Origin of the sequence: Pseudomonas sp. CP4 (assembly GCF_047758505.1) — a bacterium.
GTDB classification, from domain to species: Bacteria; Pseudomonadota; Gammaproteobacteria; order Pseudomonadales; family Pseudomonadaceae; genus Aquipseudomonas; species Aquipseudomonas fluorescens_AO.
The window spans coordinates 1050290-1066079 of the sequence record NZ_CP180489.1; the positions used below are offsets into that span (position 1 = coordinate 1050290).

At 57.9% G+C, this 15790-nt stretch carries 21 protein-coding genes and 1 tRNA gene; 9 read left to right on the forward strand and 13 right to left on the reverse strand.

The annotated features are described in order from the left end of the window. Positions 1-3: 3 nt before the first annotated feature. A complete protein-coding gene (locus tag ACMYUN_RS04575) occupies positions 4-954 on the reverse strand; it encodes a GlxA family transcriptional regulator (RefSeq protein WP_415763957.1) in 951 nt (316 codons plus the stop codon). Positions 955-1173: 219 nt separating this feature from the next. Here ACMYUN_RS04575 and ACMYUN_RS04580 point away from each other — a divergent pair, with 219 nt between their 5' ends. Further along, entirely contained in the window at positions 1174-1896 is a 723-nt protein-coding gene (locus tag ACMYUN_RS04580; protein ID WP_415763091.1) for a pirin family protein, read from the forward strand. Positions 1897-1937: 41 nt separating this feature from the next. Here the strand turns inward: ACMYUN_RS04580 and ACMYUN_RS04585 are convergent, their stop codons facing one another. After that, positions 1938-2423, reverse strand: coding sequence for a hypothetical protein (locus ACMYUN_RS04585; RefSeq protein ID WP_415763092.1), 486 nt, complete (start codon positions 2421-2423; stop codon positions 1938-1940). 179 nt (positions 2424-2602) lie between these two features. Further along, entirely contained in the window at positions 2603-3478 is an 876-nt protein-coding gene (locus ACMYUN_RS04590) for a LysR family transcriptional regulator (protein ID WP_415763093.1), read from the reverse strand. Between the two features lie 111 nt (positions 3479-3589). Here ACMYUN_RS04590 and ACMYUN_RS04595 point away from each other — a divergent pair, with 111 nt between their 5' ends. The 4 genes from ACMYUN_RS04595 to ACMYUN_RS04610 all read left to right on the forward strand — a co-directional run bounded on the left by ACMYUN_RS04595 (position 3590) and on the right by ACMYUN_RS04610 (position 7556). Beyond that, positions 3590-4789: a YbfB/YjiJ family MFS transporter gene (locus ACMYUN_RS04595; RefSeq protein ID WP_415763094.1), complete on the forward strand. Its 1200-nt coding sequence runs from the start codon at positions 3590-3592 to the stop codon at positions 4787-4789. A 61-nt stretch (positions 4790-4850) separates the two neighbouring features. Next, positions 4851-5849, forward strand: a complete 999-nt coding sequence (locus ACMYUN_RS04600; RefSeq protein ID WP_415763095.1) for an NAD(P)H-quinone oxidoreductase — start codon at positions 4851-4853, stop codon at positions 5847-5849. 113 nt (positions 5850-5962) lie between these two features. Continuing rightward, a complete protein-coding gene (locus tag ACMYUN_RS04605; RefSeq protein ID WP_039762121.1) occupies positions 5963-6907 on the forward strand; it encodes an alpha/beta hydrolase in 945 nt (314 codons plus the stop codon). Between the two features lie 52 nt (positions 6908-6959). Next, positions 6960-7556 carry a hypothetical protein gene (locus ACMYUN_RS04610; RefSeq protein WP_415763096.1) on the forward strand — a complete coding sequence of 199 codons (597 nt, stop codon included), beginning with the start codon at positions 6960-6962 and terminating at the stop codon, positions 7554-7556. A gap of 57 nt (positions 7557-7613) precedes the next feature. Here the strand turns inward: ACMYUN_RS04610 and ACMYUN_RS04615 are convergent, their stop codons facing one another. Then, a complete protein-coding gene (locus ACMYUN_RS04615) occupies positions 7614-7943 on the reverse strand; it encodes a hypothetical protein (RefSeq protein ID WP_039762119.1) in 330 nt (109 codons plus the stop codon). Between the two features lie 185 nt (positions 7944-8128). On the opposite strand from ACMYUN_RS04615, the gene ACMYUN_RS04620 reads away from it, so the two are divergent. Both ACMYUN_RS04620 and ACMYUN_RS04625 read left to right on the forward strand, forming a co-directional pair. Then, positions 8129-8404, forward strand: a complete 276-nt coding sequence (locus ACMYUN_RS04620; protein WP_415763097.1) for a hypothetical protein — start codon at positions 8129-8131, stop codon at positions 8402-8404. Positions 8405-8531: 127 nt separating this feature from the next. Continuing rightward, positions 8532-8747: a hypothetical protein gene (locus ACMYUN_RS04625; protein ID WP_039762117.1), complete on the forward strand. Its 216-nt coding sequence runs from the start codon at positions 8532-8534 to the stop codon at positions 8745-8747. A gap of 84 nt (positions 8748-8831) precedes the next feature. Here the strand turns inward: ACMYUN_RS04625 and ACMYUN_RS04630 are convergent, their stop codons facing one another. The 3 genes from ACMYUN_RS04630 to ACMYUN_RS04640 form a co-directional block, all read right to left on the reverse strand. Then, a complete protein-coding gene (locus ACMYUN_RS04630; RefSeq protein WP_415763098.1) occupies positions 8832-9119 on the reverse strand; it encodes a hypothetical protein in 288 nt (95 codons plus the stop codon). Positions 9120-9293: 174 nt separating this feature from the next. Then, positions 9294-10319, reverse strand: a complete 1026-nt coding sequence (gene rtcA / locus ACMYUN_RS04635; RefSeq protein WP_415763099.1) for an RNA 3'-terminal phosphate cyclase — start codon at positions 10317-10319, stop codon at positions 9294-9296. A 167-nt stretch (positions 10320-10486) separates the two neighbouring features. Next, positions 10487-11713, reverse strand: a complete 1227-nt coding sequence (locus tag ACMYUN_RS04640; protein WP_415763100.1) for an RtcB family protein — start codon at positions 11711-11713, stop codon at positions 10487-10489. Between the two features lie 197 nt (positions 11714-11910). On the opposite strand from ACMYUN_RS04640, the gene rtcR reads away from it, so the two are divergent. Then, the gene (gene rtcR / locus ACMYUN_RS04645; RefSeq protein ID WP_415763101.1) at positions 11911-13515 is read left to right on the forward strand and encodes an RNA repair transcriptional activator RtcR; all 1605 of its coding nucleotides are present in this window, start codon (positions 11911-11913) and stop codon (positions 13513-13515) included. Positions 13516-13628: 113 nt separating this feature from the next. Further along, entirely contained in the window at positions 13629-13763 is a 135-nt protein-coding gene (locus ACMYUN_RS04650; protein ID WP_024012411.1) for a hypothetical protein, read from the forward strand. 78 nt (positions 13764-13841) lie between these two features. On the opposite strand, the gene ACMYUN_RS04655 is transcribed toward ACMYUN_RS04650, so the two are convergent. From ACMYUN_RS04655 to ihfA, 6 genes are all read right to left on the reverse strand, one after another. Beyond that, positions 13842-14072, reverse strand: coding sequence for a hypothetical protein (locus ACMYUN_RS04655; protein ID WP_415763102.1), 231 nt, complete (start codon positions 14070-14072; stop codon positions 13842-13844). 168 nt (positions 14073-14240) lie between these two features. Continuing rightward, positions 14241-14456, reverse strand: a complete 216-nt coding sequence (locus tag ACMYUN_RS04660) for a hypothetical protein (protein ID WP_129999112.1) — start codon at positions 14454-14456, stop codon at positions 14241-14243. Positions 14457-14589: 133 nt separating this feature from the next. Beyond that, a complete protein-coding gene (locus ACMYUN_RS04665; protein WP_415763103.1) occupies positions 14590-14766 on the reverse strand; it encodes a hypothetical protein in 177 nt (58 codons plus the stop codon). A gap of 217 nt (positions 14767-14983) precedes the next feature. Beyond that, a tRNA-Pro gene (locus tag ACMYUN_RS04670) sits at positions 14984-15060 on the reverse strand. 89 nt (positions 15061-15149) lie between these two features. After that, the gene (locus ACMYUN_RS04675) at positions 15150-15506 is read right to left on the reverse strand and encodes a MerR family transcriptional regulator (protein ID WP_003179985.1); all 357 of its coding nucleotides are present in this window, start codon (positions 15504-15506) and stop codon (positions 15150-15152) included. Beyond that, complete coding sequence (ihfA, locus tag ACMYUN_RS04680; protein ID WP_002553164.1) at positions 15487-15789, reverse strand: integration host factor subunit alpha; 303 nt, start codon at positions 15787-15789, stop codon at positions 15487-15489. The genes ACMYUN_RS04675 and ihfA overlap by 20 nt, the downstream gene beginning before the upstream one ends. Between the last annotated feature and the right edge of the window lies 1 nt (position 15790).

Genomic DNA, 15790 nt, shown 5'->3' on the forward strand with positions numbered 1-15790 from the left:
GCTCTAGCTGAACTGTTCCCGGTATTGCAACGGTGTAAGACCAAGCTTTTCGGCGAACAGCGAGCGCATGTGCCGAACGCTGCCGAAGCCACTTTTATAAGCAATGGTCTTCAGGGGCAGATCGCTGGTTTCCAGCAGGCTGCGCGCGCAGTCGATGCGGGCATTCTGCAGAAACTCCATTGGAGTCATGTTGACGTCACGGGCGAACAGCCGAGCGAAGTGCCGTGCGCTCATATTCGCCAATCCGGCCATGCGCTCGACGGTAAAGGCTTCGTCCAAGTGTTCAAGCACGTAATTCTGTACGCGGGTGACAGGCGTCTCTTGCGGCGAGACTGCTGCCATCAAAGGGCTGAATTGCGCCTGCCCACCCTGGCGTTTCATCACCACCAACAAGACCTTGGCCACATCCTGGGCGATTTTCTTGCCGTGATCCCGGGCCACCACCGCCAGCGCCAGATCGATGCCAGCGGTCACGCCCCCCGACGTGATCAGATTGCGATCCTCAACGTAGATCTGGTCGGTGGTCACCGTAGTTTTTGGAAAAGCCTTGATCAGGCGCTCGGTGTAATTCCAGTGCGTGGTGACGCGATAGCCATCGAGCAGGCAGGCATGGCCGAGGATAAAAGCGCCAGTGCAAATCGAACCGTAGCGTTCGGCGCGCGGCACGGCGTTTCTCAACCAGGCGAACAATTCGGGAAATCTCTGGTTGTAGGCGCCAGGGCCGCCGGGCACCAATAACAGATCATAGTGTTCGGCCGCTTCGTCGATGTGCAGATCAGCCTGGACCTGCACGCCATTGGAAGCCCTCAGCAAGCCGCGCTCCGTGCCTAACGTCGTCAGTTGATAGTGCAAATCAGATTTCAGATAACGGTTGGCGACTGAAAACACCTCCAGCGGCCCGGCCATGTCGAGCATCAGAAAGTCAGGAAACAGCACCATTGCCACGGTTTTCATGGAGGGCATCACACATTTCAAGGGTCAATATTTACGCTGCAGCCGGGGCATCAAGGCTGACTCCGGCGTGATCAGCATAATCGAATGGGTGAACCATAACGCAAAACTGTCAACCTGAACCGGACAGTCTTTCAATTTCCATCTACTTATTGCCTCGTCGGGTAACCAGTAACCTTCTCCTCACTCGGACGAATTCACGTCCCGCCAGGAGATTTCATCATGCTGACTCTTCGCAAAGCCTCCGATCGCGGCCTCGCCAATCACGGCTGGTTGAAGTCGTTTCACACCTTCTCTTTCGCCAATTACCGCAACCCGCGGGAACAGGGTTTCTCCGACCTGCTGGTGATCAACGATGACCGGGTCGCCGCCGGTAAAGGTTTTGGCCAACATCCGCACCGCGACATGGAGATTTTCTCCTACGTGCTCGAAGGCGCGCTGGAACACAAGGACACTCTCGGCACTGGTTCGGTGATCCGCCCCGGCGATGTACAGTTGATGAGTGCCGGCAGCGGCGTGGCGCACAGTGAGTTCAACCACTCGGCCACCAAGCCCGTGCACTTTCTGCAAATCTGGATTGTGCCGGACGTCAGCGGCGCCAAACCGCGCTACCAACAGGAACACTTCAGCGCGGAGAAAAAACGCGGTCGCCTGCAACTGATCATCTCGCCGGAGGGCAACAACGGCTCTCTGAAAGTCCGTCAGGATGCGCGGGTGTACGCCGGGTTATTCGACGGCAAGGAAAGTGCCACGCTGAAATTGCCGGCCAATCGTTACGCGTACGTGCACATAGCTCGTGGCAGCGTAGAGCTCAATGGCCAACTCTTGCAGGAAGGCGACGGTGTGCGGGTTCGTGAAGAACAGTTGCTTACCTTGAGCAACGGCGTCGATGCCGAAGTGCTTGTGTTTGACCTGCGGCCTCAGGAGTTGCCGGAAATGCCATGATCTGGCGCGATGCACAACGGCCTTCCACTGAAGGCCGTTTTTTATTGCGGCGGCAGCGTAATGGTTCGTTCAACTGGTTTGGGTGCAGACACCTCTTTGCCAATCTGAATTGCTGCCAAGGTGGTTTGTATCGTGGTCAACACCGCCGCCTGATTGGCGAAATGCGCGCCAACCAGCAAAGAGGCCACGCCGAGGAAATGCACGGTGGTGGCCGCCCAGTAATTGGCCTTTACCGTCGATGCCTGCCTGATCGCTGCCCGCGATTCGTCGGCAATTTTCTGCACGCCCATCCACATCACGTCATAACGCTTGTCCCGCTCCTGCAGGGCCTTGTCCCGCTCTGCCTGAGCAGCGAGGAACCCGCGAATGTCGGCGCGCATTTCTGCCACGCGGCCGTCCATCCTCGTTTCGATGGTCTCTATCCTGGCATCGAATTCTTCGCGACTTATGCTGCTCATGGTTTGCCTTTTCTGACCTGCGTCCGATCTGTCCGTGCCTGCATATTGATTCACTTCCCTGATTTTCAATTCGACACCTTTATGGCTACCGAGGCCTTCCCTGGCTCTTCGTTTCGATGCGGGACCGAGGTCTGCATCCAACTGCAGTCACAATAGATTTCATCGCCCTCGGCGACAAGCCGGCCCATTCTGCCTCGGACGTAGGCTGTTTCGTCAGACGTTGTAGCCTCGGCAAAATCCTGAATCCACTATTGGTTTACCAGCGCAAAAGCCTCAACGATCTGCTCGATGACCGCACGTACTCGCGCGGTGTGACGCAGGTCGGCGTGAGTGACCAGCCACACTTCATACGGCAACGGCCGGGTCCGCTCCGGCCAGAGTCTGACCAGGCCGTCGCGTTCGCCCATGTTCACAGGAATCTCCCCTACCCCGAGGCCGGCGGCAATGGAGCGACGCACCAAAAGGCTGGAACTGAGCGTGGCGACGATGCGCCCACGGCTTAACGGCTCGGACACCAGCGTGAGGTCTTTTTTGCTCTGCAAATACGGCTGATACACCACCAGATCGTGGCCCTCGAAAGCACTGCCGGACTGCGGTTCGCCATGCCGGTCGACGTAGGCCCGTGCAGCGAAAAGTCCTACAGGCCAGCGGGCGATTCGCCGGGCGATGAGATCCGGGTTATCCGGCCGGGTATTGCGTACGGCGATATCGGCCTCGCGCTTGGCCAGACTGAGAATCCGCGTCGACGCATCCAGTTGGATCTGCACATCCAGATGCTGATCATGCAGGCGCGCCATCGCCGGGATGATGAAGTCGATGGCGAGCGAGTCGGTGGTGCTGACCCGTACGTTACCGGTCAGCCGATCATCCAGCCCATGAATGTGCCGCTCCAGTTCCAGCGCCGAATGCTCCATTTTCTCCACACTTCTGAGTGCCGCCTCGCCGACGGCGGTCAACGCGTAACCATCGGATGTGCGCAAAAACAGCGTCGCGCTCAACGACTTCTCCAGCGCGGTGACACGCCGTCCGACCGTGGCCTGGTCGACGCCCAGAACCCGCGCAGCCCCACGCAATGTCGACTCGCGACAGACCGCCAGAAACACTCGCGCATCATCCCAATTCATGCTGATCCTCTTAGAAGCATTTCTGCATCAGTGTGCCGCTTAATCGCTGCATATGCGCAGCAACGATAGCCGATAAGCTGAGCGCCATACACCTCTTGTGAGATCGCTATCATGCGTACTTCAAAATCTTCAGGTATCTGGCTGCCGATTTTCGCCGGACTTTGCGCCAGCCTGGTCAGCATTGGCCTGGCGCGTTTCGCTTACACGCCATTGATCCCTTCGCTGATTCAGGCGCAGTGGTTTTCGGCCAACGATGTCGTCTATCTCGGCGCGGCCAATCTGGTCGGTTACTTGATTGGTGCCCTCCTCGGTCGGCCCATGGCTCATCGACTGGGTAACCGTAACGCCTTGCGGCTGATGATGCTGGCTGTCACGGCAGCGTTTTTTGCCTGTGCTTATCCGCTGTCGGTGAGCTGGTTCTTCGGTTGGCGCTTGCTGTCCGGCATTGCCGGTGGGGCGATCATGGTGCTGGTCGCGGCAACCGTGCTGCCTCACGTTCCGGCTTCTCGCAGAGGTTTGGCCAGTGGCGCAATCTTCCTTGGCATCGGCCTCGGGATTGCCGGTTCCGGAACCCTCGTGCCGCCGCTGTTGGCTCTTGGTTTGCAGGCAACCTGGCTGGGGCTGGGCGCGCTGGCGTTATTACTGACCGCGTTGAGCTGGTTCGGCTGGCCTGCCGATACCGCGCATACCGCGGCGGCGCACACGACGCTGGCCCATGAGCCGACACCGCCGGGCGTTTACCTGTTGTTCGCTCAATACGCGTTCATGGCTGCCGGGCTGGTGCCTGCCATGGTGTTTCTGGTGGATTACGTGGCCCGCGGACTCAGCGCGGGGGCGCATATCGGCGCACTGGTCTGGGTCATGTACGGCCTGGGGGCGATTGTCGGACCGGTCACGTACGGTTTTCTGGCCGACCAGCTTGGCGCCCGCGCTGGCATCCGTCTGGTGTTGGTGGTGCAAGCGGTTGCGTTGGGTCTGCTAACCGTCTCCGATTCGTTTCTGGCGCTGGCGTTACTCGCGGTGATCCTCGGCTCGTTCCCGCCGGGCATCGTACCGCTGGCGTTGGCGCGGGTGCATGAGCTGGTGCCGTCGCATCACCATCAGCAGATCGCCTGGAGCCGCGCAACCGTGTCGTTCGCTACCTTTCAGGCACTGGCGGGGTTTGCCTATTCGGCGCTGTTCAATGCTTCGGGCGGCCAGCATACGCTGCTGTTTGTGATCGCCGCCGGCGCGATCGTGATTGCCCTGCTGCTGGAGCAAGCCATGCGCTGGCTGCCCGCTGCGACTCAAACTCGTTGCGCGGCGAACTGAAGGGAATCATTGCGCGCTCGCAGCGCTCCCATCTACACGACCTTTTTCACAGGAATCGACAATGTCACTGCCCAATGAAATGACCCGTATTGAAATCACCGAACCCGGCGGCCCGGAAGTATTGCAAGCCAGACGCGTGCCTCTGCCAAGCGTTGCCGAAGGCCAAGTGCTGATCCACGTTCACGCCGCCGGTATCAATCGCCCGGACGCCCTGCAGCGTGCCGGCAAGTATCCGATGAAACCCGGCATGGACCCGATTCCCGGCCTGGAAGTGGCTGGTGAAGTGGTTGCACTGGGGGCCGGAGTAACTCGGTTCACAGTCGGCGATCGCGTCTGCGCGCTGACCAATGGCGGCGGTTACGCCGAATACTGCGCGGTTCCAGCCGGCCAGACTTTGCCTGTGCCGGACGGTGTCGACTGGATTCAGGCCGCCGCGATTCCGGAAACCTTTTTCACCGTATGGGCCAACCTGTTCGGCCTCGGCGGGGCCAAGGCCGGCCAGCGCGTGCTGATTCACGGCGGCACGAGCGGCATCGGCACCACCGCGCTGATGCTCTGTCGCGAATTCGGTATCGAGGCCTTCGCCACCGCAGGCAGCGCTGAAAAATGCGCTGCAATCAGCAAACTTCACGGGCAGCCGATCAACTATCGAGAAGAGGACTTCGCCAAGGTCGTTGCCGAGAAGACCGCAGATCAAGGCGTGAACGTGATTCTCGACATCATGGGTGGCTCGTATCTGAACGGCAACATCAGCGCACTGGCGATGGACGGCCGACTGGTGATGCTCGGTTTCCTCGGCGGCGCCCGCGCCAATGACATCGATCTGCTGGCGATCCTTGGCAAACGCGCCGTCGTCACCGGTTCATTGCTGCGTGCACGCACCGCTGCGGAAAAAGCCGCCATCGCCGATCAACTGCAAGAACACGTGTGGCCTGCCCTCAGCGCCGGGCGCTGCCTGCCGATCATCGATAAAGTATATCCGCTGGCTGACGCGGCTCAGGCCCATGCCCGCATGGAGGACGGCGATCATATCGGCAAGATCGTGCTGCAAGTGGCATGAGCGATTGCAGCATCTTGTAATCGTTGCGCACGCACGGCGGTCGAAAATAATCCCGCGCAGACCGAGGCATCTGGTAAAAAGCGTTCTTTGTCTGCGCAGTGGTGAAACGATTAATGTTCCTGTCTTTCCTGACTCGTCTGCGACGCCGCCGCCTGGCCTTCGCCATGATGGCCGCGCTGATTATTGGCGTGCCGACGAGTTGTGCCGTACTGGAACACACCGAGCGCAAGTTGCTTTTTCGCATCGAGCCGGGGACTGCCGGCTGGTATCGCGGTCTGCCGGGCAGTGTTCAGGAACTCGATCTGCAACCGAAGAGCTTCAAGGCCGGGCAGAACATCCATGCCTGGTGGTGGCCGGCGGAACGTGCCAATGCCCCGGCAATCCTCTATTTGCATGGCGTGCGCTGGAACCTCACCGGGCAACTGTTTCGCATCGAACAGCTGCGGGCGGCGGGTTATTCGGTGTTGGCTATCGATTATCGCGGGTTTGGCCAGAGCAAGGGCGATCTGCCGTCGGAGAGCAGCGTTTATGAAGATGCCCGCGTTGCGTGGGAACGCTTCCAACTGTTGCAACCGGATCCGAACAAACGCCTGATCTACGGTCACTCTCTCGGTGGCGCAGTGGCGATCGATCTGGCCGCTGAGCTCGGAAAGAACGCCGCGCGTAACCACACGCCTCTGCCGGTGCGCGGTCTGGTCATTGAGTCAACCTTCACTTCTCTGGCTGATGTCGCCGCCGCCGTAGCGAATACCTCGCTGCCGGTGCGCTGGCTGCTTTCACAGAAATTCGATTCCATCGACAAGATTGCCGACATTCACATGCCGCTGCTGGTGGTGCATGGCCTGGCTGATGCCTTCGTGCCGCCGCGCTTCAGCGAGCAGCTGTTCAATGCCGCTGAGCAGCCCAAACGCCTGCTGATGGTGCCCGGAGCGACGCACAACAACAGCATGGCGCTCGGTGGCCAGGGTTATCGTAAGGCTCTGGATGCGTTGATGCAAAGCAAACCGCTGCCCAAGGTTGCCGGACCAGCAGTGGCCAAAGGCTCTAGCGACTCCTGACCGACGTACTGGCATACTGGCGCCGCTTCCGACACCACAAAAAGGACTGAGTGTGTTAACCCGCCCCAACGCCCGATGGATTTACTACCCGATTTGCTGGCTAGCTGTACTTTCACTACTGCTGCACAGCGCTTTCTATGACTGGAATCTGCTGACCCCGATCGACGTCGGCGGTACCTTCATGGGCGGAATCGGTGGACAACTGTTCGCCAGTGGATGGGTCGCGGCCACTGTAGCTTTGTTGTTGGCCATGCTGGCGCGCATACCGGGAGCAATTAATGCCTGCATACTCGCGGGCCTTATGCCTTTGGCCATCGGCATGTGGTGGCAGATCAACTATCCCGACGACGCGGAACAGCGCATCTACAGCATCAGTCCTCACGAAATCGGTAGCGCGATGCTGATCGGTGCGTTGTTGTTGGTACTCGGCCTGTTTTTGCGTTCCAGACTGAGGAAGCAACGCGCGCCCTCGCTTTGGGCGATGATCGGGAGATTGGCCACGGCGATTCTCATATTGACGGTATTTATTGGCGTGCCCATTTATGTCGCCAGGCAAATGTCGCTGCCCCATTGTGCGTTCACCGAAGATGGTCAGCAGTTGACCATATGCTTGAGTGACGACGACAACGAACGTGTGATCGTCGACTGAATACATCACTAGCGCCCAGGCACCCAAAAGCCCAACCTGGTCAGGTCGGGCTTTCGCTTATCGCCTTGCCAATTCGTGGCGTACGCATTGCTCGTAATAGGTCTGCTTGACCGCTGCCGGTTTGAGCTTCGAACTGCTGTTGTAGGTCTGCTCGGTAATGCCCATCGCGGTCATGCGCATCCACGGCTGCTGGAAGCGGCGAACCTGCAGTTGCTTGCGCGCGCCATACAGCGAAACCCCTGACAGCTTGGATTGCTGCGCACCGGCAGCAATGTCCGAGCCCCAGGTACAGGCAAAGCGATGGCCTTTGCTTAACTCTCTTGCCTGCACTCCCGAGGCGATCAAAGCCAGGGAAAACGCCGCAACGGTGATGACAATCGTCCGCATATTGCCAGCCTAACCTTTTGAAAAGAGGCGATTTTGCCGGGGTGCATTGCGTCTGGGGGCCAGCAATTTGCCTGCTGTCGGGATTTTTTTATCGAAGGTGAATTCGCCGCTCGTCCAGTACCGCGCACCTTTGGCCGGCAGGCCGATCCAACGCAGCACATCCCACCGCGTAGAAGGCCAATGTGATGAACAAGAAAATGCTCGCCCTGTCGTTTTCCAGCCTGTGCCTGCTTGGCCCGCTTCACGCTTGGGCAGCCGAAACGACAGCGGGTGCCGCGACCCCTGCCACCGCCCTGCCCGGTGTCAATCATGCAGAAAGCTCTCGCGACCATGATGAGAAGGCGAACAAGAAAGGCGAAGAGTCGTCAGGCGCCAACGCAGGTTCACAGCCGCATGAGACAGAGAAGGATGCCGCGACGTCGAGCGACTCCAGCGACATAGATAAAAAACCCGCTCAGTAAGAGTGGTTTCGCTTTTAGTAACGAAAACCCGATGTCGAAACTAGCGCAGCACAGGGTGATATCAATATGATGCGCGCACTGGCGACCATAGAGGGTGGCCAGAGAAAAATACACCCAAGGAATGCAAATGAAAGATTTCGTCATCGGCGTCAACAACATCGTTCTCTACATCGCACTCGCAGTCATCCTGATCGTGTCTCTGTTCATGATGAGCCAGAGCTTTCTTTCGGGTCTCGGCATGTTCGTAGGCGGCACCCTGGGCTGGTGCATCGTCTCCGGCTTCTGGTTCGTGCAGTCGGCGACCTACGAAGAACTGCGCAAGCTGAACTCGAAAAACAGCTGATCTGCGCCGAGTATTCGTTATAGAGAAAAGGCCAATGTCATCGACATTGGCCTTTCTTTTTTTAGCGGCGAAGAGACTGGTTATTCATTGCTTGGTGCACTGAGCGCCCAGCCCCATGCCCATGGAACCCAGGGCAACCATCGGGCCGCTCGGCAGTTCGCACGTATATTCACCGCTTTCGGTTTGAGCGGTATAGAAAGTTGTATTGAAGTCGCTGCGGATGTTCGACACCTTGATTACAGGTTTGCCAATGGTGGTCTGTGCGCGATTCTTGAGATCACTCTCTCCCGGCTTTACGGTCTGGCATCCAGTAACTGCGAGCGCCAATGTTGCGAGTAAAACGAGAACCGGGATAGTCCTTGATGAGTTCATGCAGATCGACCTTTTTGATTTTCATACCGGAAAAATTCTGGCAATTAGATGCCAAGCGAAAGGACTTTAAAGTCGAGCCGGAACAGGGGCAATTAGGTCGGATGTGCTAATGGCTGAAGGCTAGCGGCGCGCTCAGCGAAGCTTTGCGACTGCCTTCCGTATCGCAGGACGCTGCTAATCGGTTTGTAAAATGTCTATCTGCAAGCGATCGCGGCCCTCCTCTCGGCAATCGAAACGAACCGGCAAAAACATCTGAATGACTTCAATGTTGCTGCGTAAATGATCCGTCATGCGTGGCGTGGTGAACGATCCGCCGCCGGCCAGCGCCATTGGCAACAGCAACTGATCGGCCAGGTGCTCCGCGACCGCCGCATCACTGCGCAGCCAGTCTGCAGCCTGATTGATCGCGGCATCAGCGACCTTCTCGGCGCGCAAGGACACTTGCCCAAACGCGCTGAACACCTCAGTGACATGTTCGAAAACATATTCCAGCAATAACACATTGCCCGGGCCGCGTTCCGGATCAATCGTCACCGGTAGCAGCGCCGCCGATGGCCAGTTCAAACGCTTGGCCACCTGACTCAGTTCTCGTTGAGCGACAGTGGGCGCAAGTCCGGCAGTCAGCGCCAGAGCCTGTTGTGAAAGCGCCTCGCCGCGCTCACACAGATCCAGACGCATCAGGCTCGAAGGCTGCACTCGCACTTCAACCTCACCACCGCCGGCCGGCGCAAAACCATGACGCACCAAGTCCAGTTCGACAACCCCGCCCATGCGTCGCAGCAGCGGTAGCCAACTGCGCGAGAGGAATTCAGTCGGGGGCGCCAGCGGATTGTGCGTGCCGCCAGAGATCGTCACTCGACTGGCCTGCGGTGCCCGCATCAGGGCTGGCAGCAAAGTCTGCAGAACCAGCGTGCAACTGCCCGCCGTGCCGATGGCGAACTTGAAATCACCTGCGCGGATTGCGCCCGGTTCGAAGCTCAAGGCCTGCGAGCCCAAATGCGCACCGCAGATCCGTGCACCACAAACCTCGGCCGCCGCCATCACGGCTGTCAGATGCTGACGCAGCAATCCAGGACGGCTGCGTCTGGCGCGAATCTGTTTAATGCGAAACGCCCGGCCTGTCACCATCGACAGGCTCAGCGCACTGCGCAACACCTGGCCGCCACCAATGGCGCCGTCCAGTTCAATCATTTCTTTCATTGCCAATCCTTATGCGTACGGCGCGACGGTGTTCCTGAGGTATCGATGCAGCCGTCGCAGGTATTACTGAGTTCTGAATAATGTCGGGATTTCGCGCTAGAGTTCAGCTGCGATGCACCAGTAACAGAGCCAGGCGACTTCGCAGGCGTTCTCGCCAGCACGGGTTGCTATCCCTTGACGCACACCACCTGACGCAAGGTGTGCAGCACTTCCACCAGCTCACGCTGGGCGTGCATGACTTTGTCGATGTCCTTGTAGGCCATCGGAATTTCGTCGATGACCGCTTCGTCCTTGCGGCACTCCACGTGGGCAGTGGCGCGAATCTGATCGGCGACGGTGAACGTATTTTTTGCCTTGGTACGGCTCATGGTGCGCCCAGCGCCATGACTGCAGGAATTGAACGACTCCTCGTTGCCCAGCCCGCGAACGATGAAGCTCTTGGCCCCCATCGAGCCCGGAATAATCCCCAGTTCACCCTTCTTCGCCGACACCGCGCCCTTGCGCGTGATCAGTACGTCTTGACCAAAATGCCGCTCCTTCTGCACATAGTTGTGATGGCAGTTCACCGCTTCGATCGCGACCTCGAAAGGCTTGCGAATGATCTGCCGCGTCGCCTGAATCACCGCACGCATCATCAGTTCGCGGTTCTGTCGGGCGAAATCCTGCGCCCAGCCCACAGCCTCCACATAGTCATCAAAATGTCGGCTGCCTTCTTCGAAATAGGCCAGGTCACGGTCCGGCAGGTTGGCGATGTGCTGGCGCATATCGGCTTGGGCCAATTGGATGAACAGGTTGCCGATGGCGTTGCCGACACCACGCGAGCCACTGTGCAACATGAACCAGACCCGGTTGGCTTCATCCAGGCACACTTCGACGAAGTGGTTGCCGCTGCCGAGCGTCCCCAGATGCCCACGATTGTTGGTGTTGGCCAATTTCGGATACTTGTCGGTGATCAGCTTGAAGCGCGGCTGCAACCCCGCCCAGGCCTGATCAGCCTGCTGAGGAATCTCGTCCCACGCGCCTTTGTCTCGCCCCGAACGATTGGAACTGCGGCCATGTGGCACCGCTTGTTCGATTGCAGTACGCAATCCATGCAGGTTGTCTGGCAGATCTGCAGCCGTCAGCGACGTACGCGCAGCGATCATGCCGCAACCGATGTCGACGCCCACCGCTGCCGGAATGATCGCGCCAACTGTCGGGATCACGCTGCCGATGGTCGATCCCTTGCCTAAATGCACGTCAGGCATGACCGCCAGATGCTTGAAGATGAATGGCATTTTTGCCGTGTTCATCAACTGTGCGCGGGCTTCGTTTTCAACTGGGACACCTTCGGTCCAGAGTTTGATTGGCTTGCCGTTGGCGACTTCGAGGAGCTGGTAGCTTTGATCTTTCATAAATCGTTGTCCCTGTTTGTTTCCATGAACATTGCAGCCGCTGTGCCAGCTTCGCATGTCGCGCCTTGCTATTTAACGCATCCACTTGATTTAGAACGAATTATTAATTTTTTGAGTCGGTCTCGGCGAGCAATCGACGACAAAACCGACTCAAAGAAATTATCATTGCCTATCGTCATTTATCTTCTGAGATAAGCATGTCTGAAAAACTCACGGTCGCTATCGGATTTATCGGAGCCACGCTCGATCGCGTCGGTAAAGGCGCAAACCGTTGGAGCCACTGGCGTCCCACAGTCGGCCTGTGCCAACAAGCCAATCTGCCGATCCATCGGCTTGAACTGATTCACGGCCTCGATGCGCGCGACGTCAGCCTCGCGGAGCGCGTTACTGTCGATATTCAGCAGACATCTCCAGGGACCGAAATGCGCCTGCATCCGATGTTGCTGCGCAATCCCTGGGATTTCGAGGAGGTCTACGGCGCCCTGCACGATTTCACCACGGCTTACAACTTCGACACCGAGACCGAGGATTACCTCGTACACATCACTACCGGCACCCACGTCGCACAAATCTGCTGGTTCTTGCTCACCGAGGCGCGCTATCTGCCGGCCCGACTGATCCAGACCTCCCCCGCCAAGCGCAACAGCGATAACGAGCCCGCCTGCGGTACGCATGCGCTGATCGATCTCGACCTGTCGCGTTATGATCGCATCGCCTCACGCTTCGCCAGCAAGCGCCTGGAAGGCCTGGAGTTTCTCAAGTCCGGCATCGCCACGCGCAACTCTGCATTTAACCGTTCCATTGAACAGATCGAACGCGTAGCGGTGCGCTCCAAAGCACCGATGCTGCTGATCGGTCCGACCGGCGCCGGCAAATCCTTCCTGGCCCGACGCATCTACGAACTCAAACGCAATCGCCATCAGATGCAGGGACGCTTTGTCGAAGTGAACTGCGCCACCCTGCGTGGCGACGGTGCGATGTCAACCCTGTTCGGTCACGTCAAAGGTGCCTTCACCGGTGCGCAAAACGCTCGCGATGGCCTGCTGCGCGCCGCCGATGGGGGAATGTTGTTTCTCGATGAAATCGGCGAGCTCGGCGCAGACGAACAAGCAATGCTGTTGAAGGCAATCGAAGAGAAACGCTTCTTCCCGCTGGGCTCGGACAAGGAAGTGGAGAGTGATTTCCTGATCATCGCTGGCACCCACCGCGACCTGCGCAGCCGGGTCGCCGAAGGCGCGTTTCGCGAGGACCTGTACGCTCGGATCAATCTATGGACGTTCGACCTGCCCGGCCTGGCCGGGCGCCGCGAGGATATCGAGCCAAATATCGATTTCGAACTGGAACGCCATGCTCGCGAGCATGGGCAGCGGGTGCGCTTCAATCTCGAAGCGCGCCGACGCTACCTGGCCTTCGCCGGCTCACGCGAAGCAACTTGGCTGGGCAACTTTCGCGAACTGTCCGCATCGATTACACGGATGGCGACGTTGGCCGACAGCGGGCGTATCGATGAAGCACAGGTGGACGATGAGATTGATCGATTGCGGTATGCCTGGGGCTTGGCGCAACCCACTGCAGTGTCAGCTGACTTGCCGGGAGATGGCGAGAGCATGGACTTGTTCGACCGCTTGCAACTGAAGGCGGTTATCGACGTATGTCGGCAGGCGGATAGTCTGTCAGATGCCGGTCGACAGCTGTTCGGTGTTTCCCGGCAGGCCAAGGCGCAGCCCAATGATGCCGATCGCTTGAGGAAGTATTTGGGGCGGTTCGGACTTGAATGGGCTGAGATCGCAGGCACGAAGTGAAGTGCAACGCCCATGAACACATAGCCTCAATGATGACCGTAGAAAAAATGAATTAGCCGCCTGATCTCTCGGTCAAGAATTATGAACGCAGTAAATCTGACGAGGTGACAGCAATGACTATCCAGGCAGAGACACTCGTACAATTGACCGAAGCGCTTCAAGAGCGCGGCATGAAGATGGTCTCAGACGTCCATTTCACTCGTGCGCCTTACCGCTACAACCACCGCTGGATCTGCATCGTCGAGTGAACATGCTAGTTGCCGGCGCCTGGATCGAAACGTCCAGCGCCGGCGCCGTTTGGCATCAATCATTCGAAGGCGTTCCGCTCAAACCCAGATCACCGTCTCAGTATTGATCTCGGCCACGTCTGTAGAATCAACCTGCCGCTGGCGATGCAGACGGTCGCGCATTTTTGCAAAGTCGATTTTCTTGCCCCCGAAGTCTTTCAGGACCAAGCCGGAAATCCTGTAAATGCCGCAGTCCGCACAATCGATAAGTTCGCCGCCATGAGCTTCTTCCGTTGCCCGCACCTCAAGGCCGCATAGATAACATTTCATCGCCAATCTCCTGTTTGCTGGTGCTCAAGAGATCGTCTTGTTGCCAAGGAAGTTTCAACTGAACGTGTCTTGTCCGGCGATTGTATTCCCGCTGTTACTCCAAGGACGACAGCAATAAATAAACCCGGCGCAATGGCCGGGTTTTCTGAACGTTTGAGTTCATGACCCCTACTTCGCGCCGCCATTGTCGCGGCCCGTCTGGGCATCTTGATCGGAGCCAGGATTACCGGGTGGCGGATTCCAGTCTTCTGGTCGTTCGTCCGCACCCTGCTTTGGCTCAGACTCAGCTTGCTCCAGACCGGAATCATGACCCTCGCCAGAGTCAGGGGTTTGCTCGCCCGGGCCCGGATATGGCGCTTCTGGGCCGTTGTTGTCGTCGATCATCATTTTCTCCTGTCAGTGGCGCAGGGGGCTGCGCTTAATAGTGAGAGAAGATGCGCACACCTGGAGTGCGATCCGCTCGACGAGCGGACATAAAAAAGCCCCGCTCTACGACGGGGCTCAACTATCCGATAAATCACTTATTCCGTTGCAGCCAACCTATCAACATGAATGCCAAGCCAGGTATCAATAGCCCAGGCGCGATATATGCAAAGGTTCCGCTGACAAGAAGACCATTGAGGCCGAAAACCAAGCCGCATATTGCAAGTGGCAGCCCAACAACAAACATTGGCTGCTTGAACGCCTTGCCCATGACTCGACTCCTTTCAAGAATTTGGTATTAAACAACATGGCTGCGCGTGCATGGCGGAAAAGGATGCCTTGATCGATGCGTTTTCTACCTGCCTTCTGGCAACAGTAGGGGAGCCATCCTGGAGTTGAAGGCTTGATCGTAATCCAGAAGTCGCGCAAATCTTACGCCCATGAAAAAGGCCAATGCTTTGAACATTGGCCTAAGTCATTGAAAAATATGGTCGGGACGGAGTGATTCGAACACTCGACCCCTAGCACCCCATGCTAGTGCGCTACCGGACTGCGCTACGCCCCGACTGATGTTGCGTTGCGTTCTTCACCTCGAAGAACGCTCAAGAATATATCGCAAGCGTTTGAAAACTGGAAGTATTCAAACGCAGCTTTTTATTTCTTGAGCACCACCAGCACGTCTTCCAATTCCGCAATCATCTGCCGGATCATCTGCTTGTACTGGGTGGTGTCGTCTTTGGCTTCGTCGCCGGACAGGCGCAGACGTGCGCCGCCGATGGTGAAACCCTGATCGTAAAGGAGCGCACGGATCTGCCGGATCATCAGCACGTCCTGGCGCTGATAATACCGGCGGTTTCCGCGGCGTTTGACGGGGTTGAGCTGAGGAAACTCCTGCTCCCAATAGCGCAGCACGTGTGGCTTTACGGCACACAGCTCGCTGACTTCACCGATGGTGAAGTAGCGTTTGCCCGGGATGACGGGTAGTTCGTCGTTATGACTTGGTTCCAGCATAAGCCTCAACTCGGGCCTTCAACTTCTGCCCTGGACGAAAGGTGACCACACGGCGAGCCGTGATCGGGATTTCTTCCCCCGTTTTCGGGTTGCGGCCAGGCCGCTGGCGTTTGTCCCGAAGGTCAAAATTGCCGAAACCGGACAATTTGACCTGCTCGTTGTCTTCAAGAGCGTGCCTGATTTCCTCGAAAAACAGTTCTACCAATTCCTTGGCTTCCCGCTTGTTCAGGCCCAGCTCTTCATACAGACGTTCCGCCATCTCAGCTTTCGTCAAAGCCCCCATA

Bases quoted from the DNA above. Each gene is read 5' to 3' on its own strand.
- ACMYUN_RS04575 (WP_415763957.1), bottom strand. From the start codon at position 954: ATGAAAACCGTGGCAATGGTGCTGTTTCCTGACTTTCTGATGCTCGAC.
- ACMYUN_RS04580 (WP_415763091.1), top strand. From the start codon at position 1,174: ATGCTGACTCTTCGCAAAGCCTCCGATCGCGGCCTCGCCAATCACGGC.
- ACMYUN_RS04590 (WP_415763093.1), bottom strand. From the start codon at position 3,478: ATGAATTGGGATGATGCGCGAGTGTTTCTGGCGGTCTGTCGCGAGTCG.
- ACMYUN_RS04595 (WP_415763094.1), top strand. From the start codon at position 3,590: ATGCGTACTTCAAAATCTTCAGGTATCTGGCTGCCGATTTTCGCCGGA.
- ACMYUN_RS04600 (WP_415763095.1), top strand. From the start codon at position 4,851: ATGTCACTGCCCAATGAAATGACCCGTATTGAAATCACCGAACCCGGC.
- ACMYUN_RS04605 (WP_039762121.1), top strand. From the start codon at position 5,963: ATGTTCCTGTCTTTCCTGACTCGTCTGCGACGCCGCCGCCTGGCCTTC.
- ACMYUN_RS04615 (WP_039762119.1), bottom strand. From the start codon at position 7,943: ATGCGGACGATTGTCATCACCGTTGCGGCGTTTTCCCTGGCTTTGATC.
- ACMYUN_RS04620 (WP_415763097.1), top strand. From the start codon at position 8,129: ATGAACAAGAAAATGCTCGCCCTGTCGTTTTCCAGCCTGTGCCTGCTT.
- ACMYUN_RS04625 (WP_039762117.1), top strand. From the start codon at position 8,532: ATGAAAGATTTCGTCATCGGCGTCAACAACATCGTTCTCTACATCGCA.
- ACMYUN_RS04630 (WP_415763098.1), bottom strand. From the start codon at position 9,119: ATGAACTCATCAAGGACTATCCCGGTTCTCGTTTTACTCGCAACATTG.
- rtcA (WP_415763099.1), bottom strand. From the start codon at position 10,319: ATGAAAGAAATGATTGAACTGGACGGCGCCATTGGTGGCGGCCAGGTG.
- ACMYUN_RS04640 (WP_415763100.1), bottom strand. From the start codon at position 11,713: ATGAAAGATCAAAGCTACCAGCTCCTCGAAGTCGCCAACGGCAAGCCA.
- rtcR (WP_415763101.1), top strand. From the start codon at position 11,911: ATGTCTGAAAAACTCACGGTCGCTATCGGATTTATCGGAGCCACGCTC.
- ACMYUN_RS04650 (WP_024012411.1), top strand. From the start codon at position 13,629: ATGACTATCCAGGCAGAGACACTCGTACAATTGACCGAAGCGCTTCAA.
- ACMYUN_RS04655 (WP_415763102.1), bottom strand. From the start codon at position 14,072: ATGAAATGTTATCTATGCGGCCTTGAGGTGCGGGCAACGGAAGAAGCT.
- ACMYUN_RS04660 (WP_129999112.1), bottom strand. From the start codon at position 14,456: ATGATCGACGACAACAACGGCCCAGAAGCGCCATATCCGGGCCCGGGC.
- ACMYUN_RS04665 (WP_415763103.1), bottom strand. From the start codon at position 14,766: ATGGGCAAGGCGTTCAAGCAGCCAATGTTTGTTGTTGGGCTGCCACTT.
- ACMYUN_RS04675 (WP_003179985.1), bottom strand. From the start codon at position 15,506: ATGCTGGAACCAAGTCATAACGACGAACTACCCGTCATCCCGGGCAAA.
- ihfA (WP_002553164.1), bottom strand. From the start codon at position 15,789: ATGGGGGCTTTGACGAAAGCTGAGATGGCGGAACGTCTGTATGAAGAG.